Here is a 21,386-nt window from a genome sequence, read left to right as displayed (position 1 = left end):
TAGTAGCTTTATGTGGGAAGTTATTAGAATTGAATAGTTGACTCTAGAGGAGGAGGTATTAATGAATCAATTATGTAAAGGTCTAGAAAGAATAAACAGTATCAATTGGGGGACTTCCGGTAGAACAGATGAACCCTCAAACATGGCATTATTACAGGAGTATATTAGAAGAGCAGCAATATTGACCACTACATACCGTTTGAAAACATCGTATCCCTTTTTCAACGCTTCTCGTGCGTTCGGATATGACGTTGATCTGGATATAACTGAAAAATGTCCTCAATTAAAGAGGCAAAAAAATGATTTCCTAAAAGGAATGTGTGAAGCATATTTGGAATGGTTGTTATTATTTGATTCCGGAAATGAAATTGCGTTGGAGTTTCATGATTTGTATGAACCTTTGATTCTTTTAATCGAAAGAGGAGGAACCATTAGAAGAAAGCATGGTGAGATTATTACAGGTGGCTATGCTTTTCCTCTAGCGCATGCCGAATACATGTCTAAGCAGGCACCAATTGATATAAGTGATGAGGGACTGAAAGCCTGGGCGCACCAGTGATTTCTTAAATCAGTCGTATGGTTCTATCTCAAGCATTTTAAAAGTTAGAGGAGTGAGAGCATGGATTTTGATATCGTAGAGATAAAGGACTACTATGAATCGGAAATAATTAATTATGACTACACTATACTAAAAGATTGGGGCATAAGTGAAGAGAATGCTCATTTTTTAATCGACATAGGAGTTCCAGAACAATATGATGATTTTTCCTTTTATGAATCTGAAGCTTTCCAAGTAAAAGTTATTGAGGGAGAGGAATATATTCAGATTGGTCACTTTGCAAGTTATGGTATATGCGTGACTCGTATGGTCTCTATCTAAAACAAGGGAGCGATATGTTTTTCACAACATCATCATTGGATAAGTCCAACATATATATGCTCAATAAGAATTTGGGAACCTTCTTTTTGTTTCATCTAATTAGAAGTGAACTGGCAACTAAAATGAGACTGGAAGGTACATATACCTCAGATGAGTATGCTAGAGCACTTCGTGGTTATTTTGAGAAGATTGATCCGATAGCAATGAAGAATGTCGAAGGTTACTGGTCACATTTGCTAGAAGACGACGATACAGGGTTGTAACTCTTCGAGTAATCTTGCATGGTTCTACATGTAAACAATCCAGGATCGTAAAGGAAATGCCCACTAATAAAGCCCTCATATGTAACAAAAAACATGAAGAATCCGCTCTCATCCGAGAGTCGGATTCTTTCTCGTTCTAACACCAATATAACTCTTGTCAAAACGTAATCATTACGATATGATAATACTCATTGTTTAGATCATAATGATTACGATTAAGAGAGAGGGGCATTACCTTGAATAAAAAGACGCCACTGCTAGCGCTGGTCTCCTTGGCCTTAAGCGCTGGACTGTTGAGCGCCTGCGGATCATCTGAGTCCAGTCCCGCTGCGCAACCATCCACCGATAATAAAAATGTTCACTTCCTATATAACTTCTCCACCAGTTCGCTAGATCCACATGTGGATTCTAGCTATGTGCCGCTGCGCGCGGGCATTACGGAAACGCTGGTTCGTCTCGATGAAGAGAATCTAACGGTTGCTCCATGGCTCGCCGAGAGCTGGGAGAGCGAAGACGGTCAGCATTGGACGATCGACCTGCGAGATGATGTGACCTTCCAGAATGGCAAACCAATGACGGGCGAATCCGTTAAGGCATCCCTTGAGCGGGCACTGGAAGAGAATGTAGCCATCCAGAACGCGCTGAAGATCGATACGATTGAAGCCGAGGGTGATAAGCTGGAGATTACCACAACTCAGCCGTTCCCGGAGTTCGCTTCAGAGCTGGTGAATCCGAACACGGCGATTATCGACGTGAGTGAGCCGGACATTGTGAACAAGCCCATTGGTACGGGCCCGTTCAAGCTGACCTCTTTTACCCCAGGCAGCAAGCTGGATCTGGATCGCTACGATGAATATTGGGATGGAGCATCTCCACTGGATTCCATCACGTTCTCATTCAATGAAGATGCCAATGCCCGCACACTAGCGCTCAAATCTGGACAGGTAGATATCGTATACCGTCCAGAGGTCGAGAGCCTCGAATCGCTCAAAGCGATGGATGGCATAACTGTGGAGTCCACGTCGACGTTCCGCGTGCATCAGATGACGACGAATATGCAGCGGGAGAGTATGAAGGACATTAACGTCCGTCGTGCGGTGGATGCGTTAATCGACCGTCAGGGCATCGTGGACACGATCCTGCTCGGATACGGTGAAGCGGCCATCGGACCGTTCCTGCCATCGCTGCCGTTTGCGCCAACTTATGCAGAGACTGCTAAGCAATCCGGGCCTGACGCCGCAGTGAACTATCTTAAGGAAGCTGGATACGAGCTGCAAAATGGCGTGATGACGAAAGATGGCAAGCCGCTGCAATTGACGCTGCTGACGTATTCAGCTCGTGCCGATCTGCCACTGATTGCTCAAGTGTTCCAGTCTGATGCGAAGAAGATCGGTATCGACGTGCAGATCCGCCAGATTGACACCCCGGAAGATTATATGGCGGCCAACCGCGACTGGGATATTGCGACGTATAGTAATTTGACAGCTCCGCGTGGGGATGCTGGTTATTACCTGAATGCGACGTACCATCCGAAGGGTGCTCTTAACTTCAGTGGATCGGAAGATCCAGAGCTGACCAAGATCATCGACGAACTGAATCTCACAGTTGCACCGGAGAAGCGCGCAGAGCTTGCCGAGAAGGCAGCCAACTACGTACATGACAACGTGCTGAATTCATTCGTGCTGCATCCTGGTACGATCGTTGCCTATAACGGTAAGAAGATTAAGAACTGGGTTACCACCCGCAGTGAATATTACATGATTACCAATAAGCTGGATGTGATGTAATGTTTCGCATTTTGCTTCGAAAGTTCCTTGAGGTATTTATCTTTCTGCTGTTCATTATGTTTGTGAGCTTCCTGTTCATTCGTCTGGCTCCGGGTGATCCCGTGCTGACAATATTGAACGTGGACGAACTGTCCGTCAGTCAGGAGCAGGTCGAAGCTGTACGCGAGGAGATGGGTTTCAACGATTCCCTTCCTGTCCAGTTCGGCAACTGGTTGCTCGATTTCGTTCGGCTCGACTTCGGTGTATCGTATTCGACAGGCCAGCCCGTCATGCAGACCCTGATGCGTGCGCTGCCAGCAACGGCTGAACTGACGATAGGCGCACTGCTGGTCATGCTCGTCATAGCGATCCCGCTCGGCTCGCTGTCAGCCCTTCATCGTGGAAGTTGGATTGACCGCGGCAGCCGGATGCTCTCCATTGTGGGTGCGGCGGTGCCCAGCTTCTGGCTGGGTCTAATCCTGATCGACATGTTCGGCGTACGCTTCGGCAATCTGCCGACCATGGGCCGGGATGGATTCACATCGCTTATTCTTCCATCTCTGACGCTGGGACTTGCCATCTCCAGCGTCTATGTGCGTCTTTTGCGTTCCAGCCTGCTAGATTCACTAAGTCAGGAGTTCATTCGATCCGCCCGGGCAAGAGGATTATCCGAAGGCCGGATTTTCATGCTTCATGCGTTTCGGCACAGTCTGCCGCCTGTCATTACGGTATTCGGCGTGAGTCTTGGCAGCCTGATTGGCGGAGTCGTCGTGATTGAAGTGTTGTTCGCTTATCCGGGTATCGGCAAGCTCGTCGTTGACGCCATCCGCCAGCGTGATTATCCACTGATCCAGGGTTACATCCTGATCATGGCGATCGTGGTATTCCTCGTGAATACGGCGGTTGATCTATCTTATCGTTATTTGAATCCTGAAATGAAACTCAAGGAAAAGGAGGCCCACCGATGAAAACCATGCCCCTGCCCATTTCAACGACAAAATCTAAAAAACATAGCTGGCAGGCGATCGTTGGTTTGCTATTTGCACTTCTGGTCATCGCGGCCTCCTTATATGCCTTTTTAGTTCTAAAGCATGATCATACCTTAACCGATCTGCGCGGACGATTGCAGGGCGCAAGTGCTCTCCATCCGTTCGGCACCGACCACCTGGGCCGCGATGTACTGACACGTCTGCTGCTTGGCGGCGGCCAAACACTGGGGTATAGCTTGCTGGCACTTGGTGCTGCACTGCTGATCGGTATTCCGTTTGGACTGATCGCAGGATACAAACGTGGCTGGATCGATAAGCTGTTCATGCGGATCGCTGATGCCTTTCTTGCATTCCCTGATACCATCGTGGCGATTGTGCTCAGTGGCCTCCTTGGCGCGGGAATCGGTAATTTGGTATTAGCGATCGTAATCGTAAAGTGGGTCAGCTACGCCCGTCTCGTTCGGAGTACAGTTTTATCGGAGTCACAAAAGGATTACATTCGCATCGCCCGGACCAACGGACTATCGGACGGTCGTATCATGAGAAAGCATCTGCTTCCACATATCGCAGGCCATGTGCTCGTACTGGCCAGTCTCGATCTGGGCAAAATCATCCTGCTCATCTCTTCGTTGTCCTACATTGGCCTTGGCGCACAGCCGCCAACACCTGAATGGGGTGCGATGCTGAACGACTCACGGCCTTACTTCCAGTCTCGGCCAGAGCTGATGATCTATCCGGGCCTTGCCATTGTCTCGGTAGTCCTGCTTGCCAACATGCTGGGTGACTATCTGCGAGACCGGTTTGACGTGAAGAAGGAGGTGCAGCCATGATTCTCTCCATTGAGGAACTGAGCATCTCCAGTCGGGATCGTACGATTGTAGATCAAGTCTCTCTGGCTGTTCGCGAAGGTGAGTTCATGGCATTGGTTGGACAGAGTGGTAGCGGCAAAAGCTTGCTCTCGCAAGCGATTGGTCGTCTGCTGCCGCCCAACCTGCATGCGTCGGGACGAGTCATGTTCGAAGGCAGCAACCTGCTCGAACGGAAGCCAAAGGAGATGCGAGCCCTACGGGGAAGCCGCATCTCATATATTTTTCAAGACTATCAGGGAGCGTTTACGCCATTTCGCAGTATTGGTGGACACTTTGATGAATACCAGAAGGTACATGGGGAAAAGTCTTCTGTCCTCCGCAAGAAAAGGGCTGAGGAAGCGCTGGAATCGGTTGGCCTTAGCGCTGAATTGCTGCGTCGCTATCCGTTCCAGTTGAGCGGTGGACAGCTTCAGCGGGCTTCAATTGCTACGTCACTGATGCTGTCTCCTCGTCTGCTAATTGCTGACGAAGCAACAACGGCACTGGACAGTGTGTCTGGGCATCACGTGTTGGAACTGCTGGCACGCAAACAAGCGGAGACGGGATGTGCCATTCTGTTTATCACGCACGATTGGCGTCATGTACGCCGCTATGCAAGCCGCTTGGCTGTCATGAAGGAAGGACAGATCGTCGAATCTGGCGGAAAGCATCGCATTCTCGATCATCCTCAGCATGAATATACGCGTCAGCTGATCGAGGCGGCTCCCGTTCTGAGTCGCTCGCTGAAGTCGGGATTGAAGGAGGCAGGAACGGAATGAAGACGACCGCAAATGATGAACGCCGTGGACTGGTGCAGTCCGAAGAATCCGGTGTGCAAAGCCACGATTTTGCTAACGACGTAAACCATGCAGACACAGATAATGCAGTCATAAATACTACAGATACAGATGATGCAGTTACAGATGCTGAAATAGATATTGCTGGTGCAGAGACTGTTTCATCGTTCAACATCTCCGGCGATCCTGTGCTTCACGTGGAACATCTCAGCCGAACGTATGCAGGTGCAGACCGGCCGGCTGTGAATGATATTTCCTTCTTCCTGAACCGCGGTGAGTGTCTTGGCCTCGTTGGTGAGAGCGGCTGTGGCAAGAGTACGCTCGCCCGCTGTCTACTGCGGATCGAAGACGCGGATAAGGGCTCGATTACACTGGGCGGACAGGATATCGCGCGGCTGAGCGGCCGACGGTTGCGACCTCATCGCCGGAAGATCCAGATTGTATTCCAGAACCCGATGGCGGCACTGAATCCGAAGCTCAAGATTGCTGATTCGCTGATCGATCCGTATGAACAACTTGGACGGAACGCCGAGCTGTCCCACTTTACCTACACGTCGAAGGATGCTTACGTCCAAAAGCTACTTGAAGCCGTTGAGCTTCCAAGCGATATGGCTGGACGATATCCGCACGAGTTAAGTGGTGGACAGCGTCAGCGCGTCACGATCGCGCGTGCTATTGGCATTGAGCCGGACGTTATTGTTCTGGATGAACCGACGGCCAGCCTGGACGTGATCTCGCAAGGTGCGGTTTTGCAGTTGCTCACCGATCTCCGGACATCACTTGGTCTTTCATACGTGTTCATCTCGCATGATCTGGCTGCGGTACATCGCATGAGCCAGCGCATCATCGTTATGCGGGAAGGTCAGATCGTTGACCGCTTTGGTGCAGATGCGTTGTTCGCTGAAGAACGCCATCCATATACGAAAGAACTGATTTCGATCTTCTGAGTACTCCGGGAAACGCCGGGGGTGTTAATAGGTTAATTTATATATGAAGCCGCCTTACGAAGAGATTCGAGAGCGGCTTTTGGCGCATCCATTTTCACAGCTGAAACCGGGTTCCTTTCTTTGTTTTGAACAAATATATCTTTCAGGCCTATAACCGGGCTAACGTTCCGATGTAAACTAGCGTATACTGATGGAATAGCAAATATCTTGAAATTGCATATTTAAATTGCTCTATATTATTGATACACTAGATCAAGGTTATATTCATTCAGAGAAGGTGCGATCCCGTTCAAGAATGGGCTTGCTGCAAATGCCAAATCGATAACGCTTACATCCTTTTGGCAAATATAGGATATAAGGACGGTAGACATGAGCCAGGGACAAACGAGTACAGATGTTATCTTGATTGGTGCCGGAATTATGAGTGCAACTTTGGGAACTTTGCTAAAAGAATTGGCACCAGACTGGAATATTAAGGTTTTCGAAAAGCTAGCCACTGCAGGAGAGGAAAGCTCCAACGAATGGAATAATGCCGGAACCGGGCATGCTGCATTGTGCGAACTTAACTATACCGTTGAACGACCAGACGGAACCGTAGATATTAGCAAAGCAATTAAAGTGAATGAACAATTTCAGATCTCAAAGCAATTTTGGTCCTATCTCGTCAATAGCCGTCTGATTCGTAATCCGCGGGACTTCATTATGCCGATTCCTCATTTGAGTTATGTGCATGGAGAGAGCAATGTCCAGTTTTTGAAAAGACGGTATGACTCTTTATCGAATCACCCGCTATTCGCAGGCATGGAATTCTCAGATGACAAGAAAGAGCTGGCGAAATGGATGCCGCTGATGATGAAAGATCGTACCAGTAATGAACCTGTTGCAGCGACCAAAATTGACTCCGGTACGGACGTTAACTTTGGTGCTTTAACGCGTATGCTGATCAAACATTTGAAGGAACAACACGTGGGCATCCACTACCAACATAGCGTGAGGAACATGAAACGCACCAGCGATGGACAATGGGAACTATCCGTGAAAAACCTGAAGAGCGGTGCAGTCGAACGCCATAAGGCAAAATTCGTCTTTATCGGCGCGGGCGGCGGAAGTCTGCATTTACTCCAGAAGACGGGCATTCCGGAAGGTAAACATATCGGCGGATTCCCGGTCAGTGGCATCTTTATGGTGTGCAAAAATCCAAAAGTCGTGGAACAGCATCATGCCAAAGTATATGGCAAGGCTTCGGTAGGAGCTCCGCCGATGTCGGTTCCGCATCTGGATACCCGTTTTATCGACAATAAGAAGTCGCTGCTATTCGGGCCGTTTGCCGGGTTCTCGCCGAAATTCCTGAAGACGGGTTCCAATGCCGACTTAATCACGTCGGTTAAGATGCATAACCTGCTTACGATGCTCGCAGCAGGTGTCAAGGAAATTTCTTTGACCAAGTACCTGATCCAACAACTGATGTTATCCAAAGAACAACGTATGGCCGAATTGCGTGACTTTGTTCCGGGTGCGAAGAGCGAGGATTGGGATATGGTTCTGGCGGGTCAGCGTGTGCAGGTGATCAAGGATACCGTCCAAGGTGGCAAGGGAACGTTGCAATTTGGTACGGAAGTGGTCACGTCTGCAGATGGAACGATTGCGGCTTTGCTAGGTGCATCACCAGGTGCATCCACCGCAGTTCAGGTCATGCTTGAGATTCTTCAGCGGTGCTTCCCGCAGCATATGGAGGCATGGGAGCCGAAGATCAAGGAAATGATTCCTTCCTATGGCATATCCCTGGTGGAGAATCTGGATCTCCTCAAAGAGGTTCATTCTTCAACAGCCAAGGCGCTGGGGTTATCGGATGAAAGGCATGTCCTGCGCGTATAACGATTAATCTAATCATGTTAGATAATGATTAAGACCAAAAAGAGAGCTAAGCCGGGATGAAACCCGTGCTTAGCTCTCTTTTGATTTATTTGGTATATCTGAACCTGAACTTGAGCTTGGAATTGAACTTGAACATATCCTGCACCATCGCATTCACGTTAGACCTTTCACAAAACATACGGACACGCACTGACGGAATGCCAATTGTAGAGTTACAGAACGATCGTATCGCTTAGACTCCTGTGTTGCGGTCCAAAGGGATGACAAAGGATACTTTCGTACCTTGGCCCGGTGAGCTAACGATGCTTAAGCCCTGTCCGTACATCTGGGTCAACCGGCGATGCGTATTGGTTAATCCAATGCCTCCGGTTCCCCCTGGTCCCTTCTTGGGCCATGCCAATGCCCGTTCGATCTGTTCCGGTTGCATCCCTACACCATCATCCTCAATCTCAATTAAGGTGGAAGCCGTTTGGTTGATGATCCGGATATGCACGGTTCCACCCTCCACTTTGCTGAGAATACCATGTCGAACAGCATTCTCAATGAGCGGTTGTATGGTGAGTGGCGGCAGGGACAGATCGAGATCCTCTGGAATATCCCAGATGACATTTAGCCGATCCATGAATCGCTCTTTCTCAATGTAGAGATAGGCACGTGACAGATCCAACTCATGAGTGACCTCCACCATTTTCTCCGAATTGACGAAATGAAAGCTGGTCTGAAGATACTCGATAAAAGCATCGCCCAGCTTCTGCATTCGCTCTGTATCCATCTCACTGAGAACCATGATTGAATTGAGCGTATTAAAAAGGAAATGTGGCTGAATCTGTGCTTGTAAGTAAGCAGCCTCCATGCGCAGCCGCTCATCGATGGATTGTTTCAGCACGATCAGAGACCCGATGCGATGCCTTAACTCAACGGCATCAACAGGCTTGGTAACATAGTCTGTAGCACCGGACATGAATCCGGCATAGATATCGGCCGGTTCGTTACGGGCCGTCAATAACAGGATGGGAAGCTCCGATACCGAATAACGTTTGCGTACGTTCTCGGTCAGTTCATAGCCGGACATATGCGGCATCATGACATCGGCAATCAGTAAGTCCCAAGGCTCCTTATCCAATAATTCGAGTGCCTCAAGCGCCGAGGCCGCGGGTTGAATATGATACGGTTCATTCGCAAGCATGGAGATCAGTACTCGCAGGTTTACAGGATCATCATCGACAGCAAGGATACGGGCGGTAGTCTTATCGTGGGATATAGTCTGCTGCTCCGGTTCTGCAATCGCAACTTCATCGAAGCTATGAGCGTCCCATCGCTGCTCAGTCTGGTCAGAGAGCGCTTCGGTATCTTCCCGTGGAAGTGAGATCTGGAAGGTCGATCCTTGCCCGGGTACAGATTGAACCGTGAGCTGTCCGCCATGCAGTTCAGTGAGCTGCCTGCTAATATTTAGACCCAGGCCGATTCCTCCACTCATGCGAGCTTCCGGGGTCCCTTGTTCATACGCCTCGAATATTCGCTGTTGTATCTCCTCACTCATGCCAACGCCTGTGTCCGAGACTTGGATCAAGACGTTCTCACCATGTTCCCGAACAGATACAGTAATGGTACCCTCATCGGTGAATTTGAGTGCATTATGCAACAGGTTGTAGAGTACCTGAACAAGTCTTCTCTCATCGGCCTGAATCAACGGCAGTGAATCTGGAATATCTACCTTCATGTGGACAGGCCTTCCCTCTGCCATAAATCGGAACATACCGATCACACCTGGGATGACAGATGCAAGGGAAAGTGGTTTCTTTTGAAGTTTAATACGTTTCTCCTTCAGACGAATGACATCAAGCAGGTCATCAACGAGTTGAGACATGCGTCGACCGATGGTAACTAACAGTTTCATGTCTTCTGCCTGCTGCCCACCTGATTTACGCCGTTCACGGACTGCAATGCTCTCAGCAATGTTGATGATGCCATGCAGCGGTGTACGCAGCTCATGAGCCGTATTCACAAGAAATTGATCCTTCTGCCGATCCTCCTCTTTGAGCTGTTCGTACAACTGCTCAATCTCACTTGAATTGCGGAAGTATTTCCTGAACCAATAGGCGGAGAAGCCGAATATGGCCGCGATCACATCAATCGGATAATACACGTTGGTGATCTCGCTACGCGAGTTCACAATTCCCCATAACACGCTTGATAGGCTGCTAGTTGCCGCAAAGAGCAAAAAGCTGGCGTCACTTCGTTTCTCGGCTGCCATTCGGAAGAACAGGTACACAGACCAGCCAATGGCAAACAGATAAAGGAAGTCAGATAGTCCAATCTCAAGTACATGGTAGATCAGGGTCACCGGTGCGATTAGCAAAAATACACAGTACACACCAAGCACGCTGGCGTAGATACGAAACAGTTTACGCCTTTGTAGACTATGGGAGAAACTTCTGGCCATCTGTAGAAGAAAGAATGCGAACAGTGGATAGGACAATGCTTTGGCCTTAACAATCCAAGTGAAGTTGAGTGGCATCCAACTCAATAACAGATTGTCATGGTCGGAGGCGACCGTTAGGGCAGCTACCAGTGTTAGCATCGAGAACGTCAGCAGAGCTCGTTCCTTCCGGATAAACAGAAACATGATAAAAGCGTATAAACTGTGCAAAATCAGTATGGCGAATGTGATCTTTTGCAGATCGATAGACAATCCTCGTTCACTGCCGATGGCTTCTGGAGAACCAAAATAGAGAGAGCGTGTGATCCCGCCGCTATAAGGATCATCAAAGTTAGCTGTCTGCACCAGAAGATTGATTTCGGTGGAACCGTCAAGCGCATAGGAAGTCGTAAACGCAGTCCTTTCTGGTCGATAGGCTTCAGCATGGGTGGCAGGTTGACCAAATTCGGCAACCATGGTCCCGTTCATCTCGATGATCGATGAGGTCTGGATTTTCTGACCCCAGAGAGCGACTTCCTTCACAGATGGATCTAAAAGTATGCGAAGATGATACGTTCCATATCCGAATGACGATGAGGATTGTGGTAATGCATTCCGCCAGTCACCGGGAACTTGAATTCGTGTGGATGGGTTGTCCACTATTTTTATGTCACGATTAGAGATTAATGCCTGGGGGTAAAATTCCCATTCTCCATCCAGGGATATGGGTGAAGCGTTGGCGAGGTCCCAGCCTCGAAGGTCCAATACGCCTTTAGCGGGTTCAGGATGTGCGGGTATAGTGAAAGATTCGGACCATATCCAGCGAAAGCCAAGTAAAATAGTCAGGAATAGAATTGACAGCATTACATATCGGGGTATTTTTTTATAGGTTATTAGTTTCATGGCAGACTTTAATTTTCGACAGTTTCCTCCAAATTCCTGCATGTCCTTTGAAAGTGAAGAACATTTTTTTTGAATACTGGAACATAGATTCTATATTCAAATGATAGCGGTCCCACGTCAGGATTTATGGTAAAATTATAGATTAAAGGGTGATCAGAGAGCCAGAGGAGTTGTGCATATGAGAGTGATTTTGGTAGATGATGAATATCTCGCTCTGAGCAGGTTGAACAAACTGTTGCTAGAGAGAGAGGATTGCGAAGTTATCGGCTCTTTTCTGACGGCACAGGAAGCCATAGATCAGATCGAAATTCATCTGCCGGAAATCGTCTTCATGGACGTTCAGATGCCGGGGATGAACGGGATCGAGGCGACCGAGCGTATCCATGAGGTTTCTCCTGGGACAGAAGTTATTTTCACAACCGCATATAACGAACATGCACTGACGGCCTATGGGCTTGAAGTGCTCGACTATATTATGAAGCCTGTAACACGTGACCGTTTGGAAAAAACGATGAAGGTGTATCATCGCCGAACTTTGCCAGCAAGTCTGAATATAGCAGAAGGACCATCCCTGTTAATCCGCTGTCTGGGAATGCTTCAGGTTCAACTGCATCCGAATGAGCCACCAAAACATATGAAGTTCAGAACAACCAAGATTAGAGAGTTATTCGCCTATTTGCTTCACCATCGGAACAAACCGATTAAACGGGATACGTTACTTGAGCTGTTGTGGCCAGAGTTAGAAGAGCGGAGAGGTATATCCAATCTGCATAGTGGTATCCATCGCTTACGCAGTATGATGAACGAATTCATGGGTGAGGATAAGATGTCCATTCGCTATCAACAGTTTGGTTATCTATTGGAAACAGGAGAGTTCAGGGTTGATGTGGAAGAATGGGAAAGTCGTCTTAACCGATTATCTCCATTGTCGTCGACTACAATGGTCGAGCATCGGCAGACCTCAGATCAATATGAAGGCCAATATTATGGTGAGGACGATTACGTATGGGCTGAGCTGGAGCGTCAGCGCTTGCATGCACTATGGCGTAATCATGCCATGCAACTTGCACAATATTACATTGATCTAGGACAGAATACGGAAGCACTCACGCTATATCACCGGATACAGCAATTCGAGCCATCATTGGAGGAAGTCGGACTGGCGTTAATGAAGACCTACGATCGATTAGGTAATAAAGATCCCGTGGTCGCTCAATATAATCAGTTGGTTACAACGTTAGAACAAGAGGCGGGCATCGGCCCTGGCTTGGAAGTTGAGTTATGGTACCAACAATGGAAAAATTCAAATATTTGATTGAAAATACACAGCCTCGCAGCTTCATTTGCGAGGCTGTTTTTTTTGTCGTATTTGTTAGCGAGGAGTTTGGTAAGAGTTTGGTAAGAGGCTATGTGTAGAATAAGCAAGATGAGGGTCGACAATACGCGAAATGTAAAAGAGGGAGGATAAGTATGTCGTTTTTGTACAGTAAGAAGTGGAAAAAAGGATTTAAAGTATCCGTAGTAAGCATGTTGTTATTAAGCACATTCATCTCTTCAATTGGTTCAGAGAGAGTAAGCGCAGCTAGCGCCCCTGTTCCAGGAGGAACGGGTCTTGAACCTGTGTTATGGCTGAAAGCAGACTCGGATGCCGATACGGTGGAAGGTTTACTGACCGATTGGAAGGATCAATCAGCTAACGATGTAGGATTTGATCTGGTTGTTCCTGCTGGTAAGACAGCACCGAGTTATAGTCCGGGAGGAATTAACTTTAACCCCAGCGTAAAATTCAACAATCCGACAGGTGGGGGCCACTATAGTAGCTCCGTAAAGCTGGTAGGTGACAAACCAATTAAATTCCAATCTGGCTATGCTGTTTATAAGAATAACAACGGGGGAGCTCTTGTCGGAGCGACTACGCCTACAGGAACCAATGGCGTCATTATTATGGGTGGATATGGAAACAATTTTGCCTCAGGTAATGGCGTCGATGGTATTTATGACTATTTCAATCTGGTGGATAGAAGTAGAGCTCAGATCGTGAACTTTGATATCGTAGGTAATAATAATCATACAGCACGAGTAGATGGTGTTGAAGCTAGCTTCAGTCGGACAGGGGTCTATGGAGAGATTAACTTTACTCCTGTTATAGGTGCTACCAACGGCGGAAGTGCCACTTATAACTGGGGTGGTCTCGTAGCCGATGTTGCTGAGATTATTTTGTATGACAGTCAGACAGCTAACGACGCTTCAAAAATTGAGTCTTATCTGGCCATTAAATATGGTATTACGCTCAACAAAGGAGCAAGTCCTTATCTTTCAACTAACGAAAGTGAAGTTTGGACTGTCGATTCCAAGTATAAGCACAATATTGCAGGAATCGGCAAAGATGAAGCACAGGGCTTGAATCAAAAACAAAGCCTAAGCATCAATGCTGGAGTACCACAAGTCGCCGTAGGTGTTAACACGCTGGCTGCTACAAATGCAGATAATTCCAGCATTTTGACGGATCAGCAATATTTCGTATGGGCGGATAACGGTCTGCCATTGACCTATGATCAGTCTATAAATAAACCGGGACAATATCATGCGCAAAGAATTTGGAAAGTGCAGAATACGAATAACGTGGGTGAAGTGGAGATTGGTATCCCGGCAGTGTCAGTTCCAGCAGGTTATCAATTACTGGTAAGTGACAGTGAAGATTTTACAGAAGCATCTGGCTATGAATTGAGCCTCAAAGATGTAAATGGAGTTCCGCATTATACAGCCAAGGCGGCATTAAAAGATGGCGAGTATTTCACGTTCAGTGCGTGGGCACCAAAATACACCAGTGCAAATGTAAGTAATGTATCTGTTACAGAAGATGAGGTTATTGTAACGTTTGATGAGGAACTCGATTTTTCGAATATAGCAAATTTAACTGGCTTCAAGCTGGAGATTAACGGCCAACCAATCACGATCGACAGTTTCGAACCAGGGGCGAACAGCAAGACATTGAGGTTAAAAACGAGTCAGATTATCCCTTCCAATGCATCAGTAATCGTTTCTTACGATATTGAAGAAGGTAATTTAAAAGGAACTAACGGCGCCCCAGCTCAAAGTTTTAACGAACACGCTGTTACAAAGGTTGACAAGTCCTTGCTGCAAGCAAAAGTAACTGAAGTTACAGGCGAGGATCTAGAGGAATCTGAATATACACCAGCGAGCTGGACAGTACTGGATGATGCGATGAACGAAGCACAGCGAGTATTGAATGATCCGACAGCGACTCAAGCGCAAGTAGATCAGGCGCTTCTGGATCTGACTGATGCAAGAGCGGGACTAACCCCTACGACATCTGTACCTGTTGTAGATAAATCGGTTCTGCAAGCAAAAGTAATTGAAGTTACAGGCGAGGATCTAGAGGAATCTGAGTATACACCAGCAAGCTGGGAAACTCTCGATGAAGCGATGAACGAAGCACAACGAGTGTTGGATGATCTGACAGCGACTCAAGCACAGGTAGATCAGGCGCTTTTGGATCTGACTAATGCGAGAACAGGACTAACCCCTACGACATCTGTACCTGTTGTAGATAAATCGGTTCTGCAAGCAAAAGTAATTGAAGTTACAGGCGAGGATCTAGAGGAATCTGAGTATACACCAGCAAGCTGGGAAACTCTCGATGATGCGATGAACGAAGCAGACCGAGTGTTGAAGGATCCGACAGTTACTCAAGCGCAGGTAGACAAGGCACTTCAGGATCTGACAAATGCGAGAGCGGGACTAACTCCTACAACATCTGTACCTGTTGTAGATAAATCAGCTTTGCAAGCGAAAGTAACTGAAATTACAGGTGAAAGCCTGGAAGAGGCATCCTATACGCCAGCGAGCTGGGAAACTCTCAAAGATGCGATGAACGAAGCAGAGCGAGTGTTGAATGATCCGACAGCGACCCAAGCGCAGGTAGATAAGGCACTTCAGGGTCTGACTAACGCTAGAACAGGACTTACCAAAGTGATTGGTACGGATGCATCTACGTTGCAAACACTGGTCCCTTCCGTGGGAAGCTTGTCCCCGGCATTTGATCCGGCTAAAGACACGTACACAATCTCTGTGCCGAATAGCGTATATCAATTCCAGTTAACACCTACAGCACTTGATCCACTTGCCAAGATTGAAATAGCTGTTGGAGATGGAGAATGGAACGAGGTTCCAAGTGGTACTATAAGTGAGAATCTACCGCTCCAAGTTGGTGGAAATAAGATCGTTGTTAGAGTAACGGATTCACTTGGAAATGTTACGGAGTATAAAATCAACGTGACCAGAGCATCCAGTGACAATGGTAATAATGGTGGAGGCAGTAACGGCGGCGGTGGAAATACGGGAGGTAACGGTGGAGGTACAACTACACCTGCGCCAGTACCAACCCCAACCCCAACTCCGGCACCAGTGAAGGATAATCTGGAAACAACCCGGGATGGTAGCCATCAACCGTTCGCTACATCCAAGCCTTCTAACGACAAGCACACATGGGTTGAAATTGACCCAGCCAAGTTGAACGTCGCCATGTCACAAGGCACAGGACAACAGTTCGCCATTCATTCACCGAATGATGGTGATATGAAGGTGGACGGTTTAACCCTCGAAACACTGAAACAATTAGTGGATCAAGGTTCCAAACTAAACATTAGCAATCCGCTGGCAATCTATCCGGTACCTGGCGGTAAAATGGACGTGAATGGTGTGTCCAGACAGCTTGGTAATGCAGCGTTGAATGATATTGATGTCCATGTTGATATCGCACGTTCCTCGGATGCTTTGATTGACAGCGCCGAGACGAGAGCCGCATCCCAAGGATACGAATTACTTGTGACTCCGGTTGATCTGGATCTGACGTTTACGAAAGATGGACAGACAGTTAGATCCGGCCAGTTGAACGGCTATGCACCGAAGTATATTGCACTTCCAGAAGGTATCGATCCGAACCGGATTACCACAGGCGTGATCATTAACCCGGACGGTAGCATCTTCCATGTACCGACGGTTGTCACGAAGATCGATAGTCGTTACTACGCGCTGATTAATGACTTGCGTAGCAGCGGAAGCTACTCGGTTATCTGGAATCCGCAGGATTTTGAAGATGCCAGATCCCATTGGGGTAAAACCGATGTGAACAACATCGCTGCAAGATTAGATCTGAAAGGTAACGGTGATAACACATTCTCACCGAACCGTCAGGTTACTCGTTCCGAGTTTGCCGAGATTGTTGTGCTTGGCCTGGGCTTAATGCGTCAGGATGGACCACAGAATCTATTCCCGGACATCAGCGATTCCGCATGGTTCCGCTCTGCGGTAGCCCTTGCGAATGAATTTGGTATCGTTCGCGGTTACGATAATGGGAACTTCTACGGTAATCAGGAGATCACACGTGAGCAAGGATTTGCCATGGTGGCTCGTGCGTATCGTCTGATCGAACCGGAAGCAGTAATAAGTCCAGATCAGATGAACTCTGAATTGGAACGTTACAGTGATGCAGCCGATGTATCGAATTGGGCGAAAGAAGATGTAGCTCAGTTGATTGCAGCCGGAATCATCCAGGGTAACGGACCAGAGGTTCTGAGTCCGAAGACTACGATGACCCGTGCTGAGGTCACCGCATTGATTGCAAGAATGTTGAAAGTAACAAACTTGATTGATCAATAAACACAATCTAAAATGAAAAGCCTTTGCTGACATTGGGGGTGGGCAAAGGCTTTTTCTATTTCATTAAATTCTTAAATTCATGTCGTAATACTTTCGCCCTGTTGGCAGATCGTGGAATCTGAGATGATGGGTTCACCAGAGGTTCGGGTGATGCACTTCGAACCGCTGGCCTTCAGGCTATTGCGATCCTTCCTTCTACAATCATTGGAGATCATAGGGTCGCAGCTCTCCTGAAGATTTCATTTCAGAGAGGAGGCGTCCAGGCTATCACATTCCTTCCTTCTACCCTAATCCAAATATTTATAGGGATGTGGCTTTCCTGGACTCTTTTATCATGAACAATACCATCTATTTGCGCAGAGCAAACAAACTTATTATTGAATCAAACGAAGGGAAGCAACAGTTGCCGAAGACTCATCTGGCGACTGCCCTTAAAAATATCGAAGCACTCGGATACACTTTCTCGGACGAGTTGATGCAAGCAATGCGGCAGCTGTCCAAGGAACAATTCGAAGCAGTATATCATCAACTTGTGGCTGATCTGAGAGTCATGGTCGGCGCACATGTGAAGTATCAACCGATGTATGCAGGATTCCCGATGCAGGTGATGCAAGCGGATGAAGCGGAGTTATACCTTAATGCGATTATTCATTATCTGACTCATCTGACCGTGGTCTATCCGGATCAACCATCGGTGGAGAGAACGCCTCTGCTGGAGAAGACGGACTTGAAAGTCATCGGTTTGGGAAACAAACAAGCGTTTCAAGCGCTAATCCGTCAGATCATTGAAGCAAAAGGTTCCATCTCTGAAACAGACAAGAAAGATATCGATACAGTATTGGAGCATGCAGACCCAAGTGAAATGGATGCGATTCTACCTGATGAAATTCCGTTCAAGGAAAATGTAGGCTTCGTTGTCTCATCACTGTTGAAGCATGAAAAAGCAGGTATCGACCGAATCGGCCTGTATTTCAAAACGGCAAGTGATGTCCTCCGTCTGGCTGTTGCCTGGTCCAATGGTGACGTTAGTCTGGCTACAGCTTCTCCCTTCCGGAAATTCAAACGTCGCGAAAGACGACTACTACTCGGATTGCTGGAGCATTGTGGTTCCATAACAGAGGATATGCTGCGATATAAGGACCGCTGGATTCGCCTGGGCGAAATCCTTCATCCTTCGGAGTATAAGCTTCGGTATCCGCGATGCGAAGAAGCCTTTGATATTTTGCGTAATGATAAACCTTATTCGACCTTCAATGGAAGTGTGGAACTTGCGTTCCAATATCGAAATGTCTGGAGTCTGATCGATCTGTTGTCACAGCGTCCAGGTGAATTCGCGAGAAGACTGGATCACATGCTGCGGATGACCGAAGATGAAGCGTATGTGCTGCTGGCATTTGGTGAAGTTATACCACAGGTATCTACCCCGGTATTGTTGCAGGTGCGACAGCATTTTGCCCGCCGTAATGAACCGCAGGATCTGCGTGTCTTTTTCCCGAAAGGTAATGTAGCCAAAGCCTTTGCCGTTCCGAATGAGCTGCCAGAGATCGATGAAGTGACGTGTCATGATGTCGTACAATTGTGCGAGCAGGCACTGGTAGAACGATTCGCTAACCTTTCCCCGCTTGGGAAGACCTATGTTGATCCACAGCTCCATGATTATCTGGTGCCCTTTTCTCAGCGATCTGCGAGCAAGGCTCTGCATACCATCGTACGTGGAAGCCGTGTGCCGATGGCAGAGGGTGATACGATTCGTTTCTTCAACTGGTGGAAAGAGGGGGATGTGGATGGCAAGTCAACAGGGCGCGTGGACATTGACCTGTCTGCGGTGATGTACGATAAGGATTGGAACTATGTGGAGCATATTTCCTACACGAATCTGCGATCCTCTAACTATAAGGCTGCTCATAGTGGAGATATCGTGACAGCGCCTCAAGGGGCAAGTGAGTTCATTGATCTGCATATTCCTTCGATCGTTGATTATGGCGGACGTTATGTGGTGGCGAGTCTGCTTTCCTTTACGAGTCATCCGTATTGCGATTTGCCGGAATGTTTTGTGGGTTGGATGATGCGGAAGAAGCCGGGTTCTGGCGAGATCTTCGAGCCGTCCATGGTGGCTAACAAGATTGATATCAGTGCGGATACGCAGATAGCGATTCCCGTCATTATGGATCTGGTGGAGCGTACGGTAATCTGGACGGATCTGGCGCTAACCAGACACCCGGATTATTACAATAATGTCGAGGGCAATCAAAAAGGGATGGTCCTGATGGGCAAAGCCCTGACCACGTTGCGTAAACCGGACCTGTACGACTTGTTCACGCTCCATGCCAAGGCCCGAGGTGAACTGGTGGATACGTTGGATGAGGCCGATACGATCTATTCGGTGGAGAAAGGGGTCACCCCATTCAATATTGAGCAGATCATGGCGGAATATCTGGCTTGAGTCCAAGCACATATGACTATCGGGTCGAGAACAGAGAAGAGCAGCGGAATGCTGCTCTTTTTTTGAGATTCAATTTGCCGTTAATTTGCATTTCGACATACAAATTTTTTGGAGTTTTTCACTTTCAGCACCCTAACATTTCTTGTTAAGAGGTCTTTATCGCTTACGATCCACGTGTGATCTGCAGAGTTCCTCCTGCGGATCGCAAGGAAGTTGGATGGACTTCCCGCGTAAATCTTGTAGCCTTTTGCCAGACTATCGGAACAAAACGTTACGCATTCGCCTCGATTTTTATCACGAAAACCAACCTCGGTGACCACATGTCGTTTTACGAGAAGAGTCGCTCCTTGAATCAGGGGAACAGATTGATTCGCCTTGTTAGGGTAACGAAGCAGAAGGAGTTTTTTGCTGCTCAAATACATATAGTGGGCTCGTTTCCCTACAATATCTGCGTTGGTCTTTAACAGGGTGTGCACGCTATCCGTTAAATAGCGCGGAGCATAATAATCATCGTCATCCAATTTAGCAATGAGATTGTACTTAGATAGTGAAGCCCCATAATTCAGGCAATAGCCAAGCGATACATGTTCCGGCTGTGAAACGATCCTTACGTTCCTATATTTTTTTGCCTCCTTCATATATTCGTTCACACGCAGATTATTATTATTTAATATGATGATAAGTTCTTTACTCCTATAATTCTGCCTGTTGTAGTTACGGAAAAGGTTGCCCATGCATTGTCGCCGTTTGGTACAAACAATGATGGAAACCCCATTCAGATCACGAGAATTGCCTGAGTTCACCATTACAATACGCCCTTTGGTTTTTTCTGCACATATCTCTTGTAATGCGTAACGGATGGTATTTTTTGGCTTTTAGAGATTAGTTCTTTGTCGCTAATGATCCATGTATGGTTGGATGAGTTTTTCCGGCGTATCGCGACAAAATTACTTTTTCCACCAGAATAAACGTTGTACCCGTTTCGTTTACTTCTAATGCAAAAAAGATCATCCTCACCGACGCTTCGATTCGGGAACTGAACTTTGTTGACTACCTTGCGTTTAAAGACAAGCGTTGCGCCAGGGATTAGGGTCACAGGTCGATGTTCATCTTGTGGAAAACGAAGGATAAGCGTCTTTGATCCGCGTAAATACATGTAATGTGCCCGCTTGCCAATGACATCGGCATTGGTTCTTTGAAAGGTCTGCACGCTTTCCGTCAAATAGTAGGGAGCGTAATAATCATCATCATCAAACTTGGCAATGTAGCTGTATTTCGTTTTCTTAATAGCGTAATTTAGACAAGCGCCGAGGGAGGTACGTTCCGGAAGACGATAAACGTGTACGTTTGGAAGTTTTTTGGCTAAGCTTAGATAAGGAGTAAGGGGGATGTTATCGTTGTTAACAATAATAATAAGTTCTTTCTTGGCGTGGTTCTGTCGGCTGTAGTTATTAAACAGGTTTCTTATATAGCTTTGGCGTTTCGTGCAGGCAATAATAGAAACTCCCTGCTTTTTGATAGACCTTTTTGGCCTGGCTCCCATTTTGACCGCTCCCCTTATCCGTTATGATCAA

Annotated in this window: 15 protein-coding genes; 12 read left to right on the top strand and 3 right to left on the bottom strand. The window is 47.3% G+C overall.

Annotation, left to right across the window (positions count from 1 at the left end):
• Nucleotides 1-61 precede the first annotated feature (61 nt).
• From WFI24_RS18835 to WFI24_RS18795, 9 genes are all read left to right on the top strand, one after another.
• Entirely contained in the window at nucleotides 62-559 is a 498-nt protein-coding gene (locus WFI24_RS18835) for a hypothetical protein (protein WP_336763242.1), read from the top strand.
• Nucleotides 560-619: 60 nt separating this feature from the next.
• Nucleotides 620-880, top strand: coding sequence for a hypothetical protein (locus tag WFI24_RS18830; RefSeq protein ID WP_336763240.1), 261 nt, complete (start codon nucleotides 620-622; stop codon nucleotides 878-880).
• Nucleotides 881-966: 86 nt separating this feature from the next.
• A complete protein-coding gene (locus tag WFI24_RS18825; RefSeq protein WP_336763238.1) occupies nucleotides 967-1,143 on the top strand; it encodes a hypothetical protein in 177 nt (58 codons plus the stop codon).
• Nucleotides 1,144-1,379: 236 nt separating this feature from the next.
• Entirely contained in the window at nucleotides 1,380-2,930 is a 1,551-nt protein-coding gene (gene nikA / locus WFI24_RS18820) for a nickel ABC transporter substrate-binding protein (RefSeq protein WP_336763236.1), read from the top strand.
• Nucleotides 2,930-3,877 carry a nickel ABC transporter permease gene (gene nikB / locus WFI24_RS18815; RefSeq protein ID WP_336763235.1) on the top strand — a complete coding sequence of 316 codons (948 nt, stop codon included), beginning with the start codon at nucleotides 2,930-2,932 and terminating at the stop codon, nucleotides 3,875-3,877. The genes nikA and nikB overlap by 1 nt, the downstream gene beginning before the upstream one ends.
• Nucleotides 3,874-4,728: a nickel transporter permease gene (nikC, locus tag WFI24_RS18810; protein ID WP_336763233.1), complete on the top strand. Its 855-nt coding sequence runs from the start codon at nucleotides 3,874-3,876 to the stop codon at nucleotides 4,726-4,728. The genes nikB and nikC overlap by 4 nt, the downstream gene beginning before the upstream one ends.
• The gene (locus tag WFI24_RS18805; RefSeq protein ID WP_336763231.1) at nucleotides 4,725-5,525 is read left to right on the top strand and encodes an ABC transporter ATP-binding protein; all 801 of its coding nucleotides are present in this window, start codon (nucleotides 4,725-4,727) and stop codon (nucleotides 5,523-5,525) included. Before nikC ends, WFI24_RS18805 begins: the two co-directional genes overlap by 4 nt.
• Nucleotides 5,522-6,490, top strand: a complete 969-nt coding sequence (locus WFI24_RS18800) for an ABC transporter ATP-binding protein (protein ID WP_336763230.1) — start codon at nucleotides 5,522-5,524, stop codon at nucleotides 6,488-6,490. The genes WFI24_RS18805 and WFI24_RS18800 overlap by 4 nt, the downstream gene beginning before the upstream one ends.
• A 369-nt stretch (nucleotides 6,491-6,859) precedes the next feature.
• Entirely contained in the window at nucleotides 6,860-8,365 is a 1,506-nt protein-coding gene (locus WFI24_RS18795; RefSeq protein WP_336763228.1) for a malate:quinone oxidoreductase, read from the top strand.
• A gap of 232 nt (nucleotides 8,366-8,597) precedes the next feature.
• On the opposite strand, the gene WFI24_RS18790 is transcribed toward WFI24_RS18795, so the two are convergent.
• The gene (locus tag WFI24_RS18790) at nucleotides 8,598-11,444 is read right to left on the bottom strand and encodes a hybrid sensor histidine kinase/response regulator (RefSeq protein WP_336763227.1); all 2,847 of its coding nucleotides are present in this window, start codon (nucleotides 11,442-11,444) and stop codon (nucleotides 8,598-8,600) included.
• Nucleotides 11,445-11,865: 421 nt separating this feature from the next.
• On the opposite strand from WFI24_RS18790, the gene WFI24_RS18785 reads away from it, so the two are divergent.
• From WFI24_RS18785 to WFI24_RS18775, 3 genes are all read left to right on the top strand, one after another.
• The gene (locus WFI24_RS18785) at nucleotides 11,866-13,002 is read left to right on the top strand and encodes a response regulator (RefSeq protein WP_336763225.1); all 1,137 of its coding nucleotides are present in this window, start codon (nucleotides 11,866-11,868) and stop codon (nucleotides 13,000-13,002) included.
• Between the two features lie 155 nt (nucleotides 13,003-13,157).
• A complete protein-coding gene (locus tag WFI24_RS18780) occupies nucleotides 13,158-17,369 on the top strand; it encodes an S-layer homology domain-containing protein (protein ID WP_336763224.1) in 4,212 nt (1,403 codons plus the stop codon).
• A 334-nt stretch (nucleotides 17,370-17,703) separates the two neighbouring features.
• Nucleotides 17,704-19,812, top strand: coding sequence for a TerD family protein (locus WFI24_RS18775; protein ID WP_336763222.1), 2,109 nt, complete (start codon nucleotides 17,704-17,706; stop codon nucleotides 19,810-19,812).
• 80 nt (nucleotides 19,813-19,892) lie between these two features.
• Here the strand turns inward: WFI24_RS18775 and WFI24_RS18770 are convergent, their stop codons facing one another.
• Both WFI24_RS18770 and WFI24_RS18765 read right to left on the bottom strand, forming a co-directional pair.
• Complete coding sequence (locus tag WFI24_RS18770) at nucleotides 19,893-20,618, bottom strand: glycosyltransferase (RefSeq protein ID WP_336763220.1); 726 nt, start codon at nucleotides 20,616-20,618, stop codon at nucleotides 19,893-19,895.
• Entirely contained in the window at nucleotides 20,618-21,355 is a 738-nt protein-coding gene (locus WFI24_RS18765; RefSeq protein ID WP_336763218.1) for a glycosyltransferase, read from the bottom strand. The genes WFI24_RS18770 and WFI24_RS18765 overlap by 1 nt, the downstream gene beginning before the upstream one ends.
• Nucleotides 21,356-21,386: the final 31 nt, after the last annotated feature.

The organism is Paenibacillus sp. USHLN196, assembly GCF_037144955.1.
GTDB classification, from domain to species: Bacteria; Bacillota; Bacilli; order Paenibacillales; family Paenibacillaceae; genus Paenibacillus; species Paenibacillus xylanexedens_C.
This window is presented reverse-complemented; position numbering and strand designations above follow the sequence as displayed.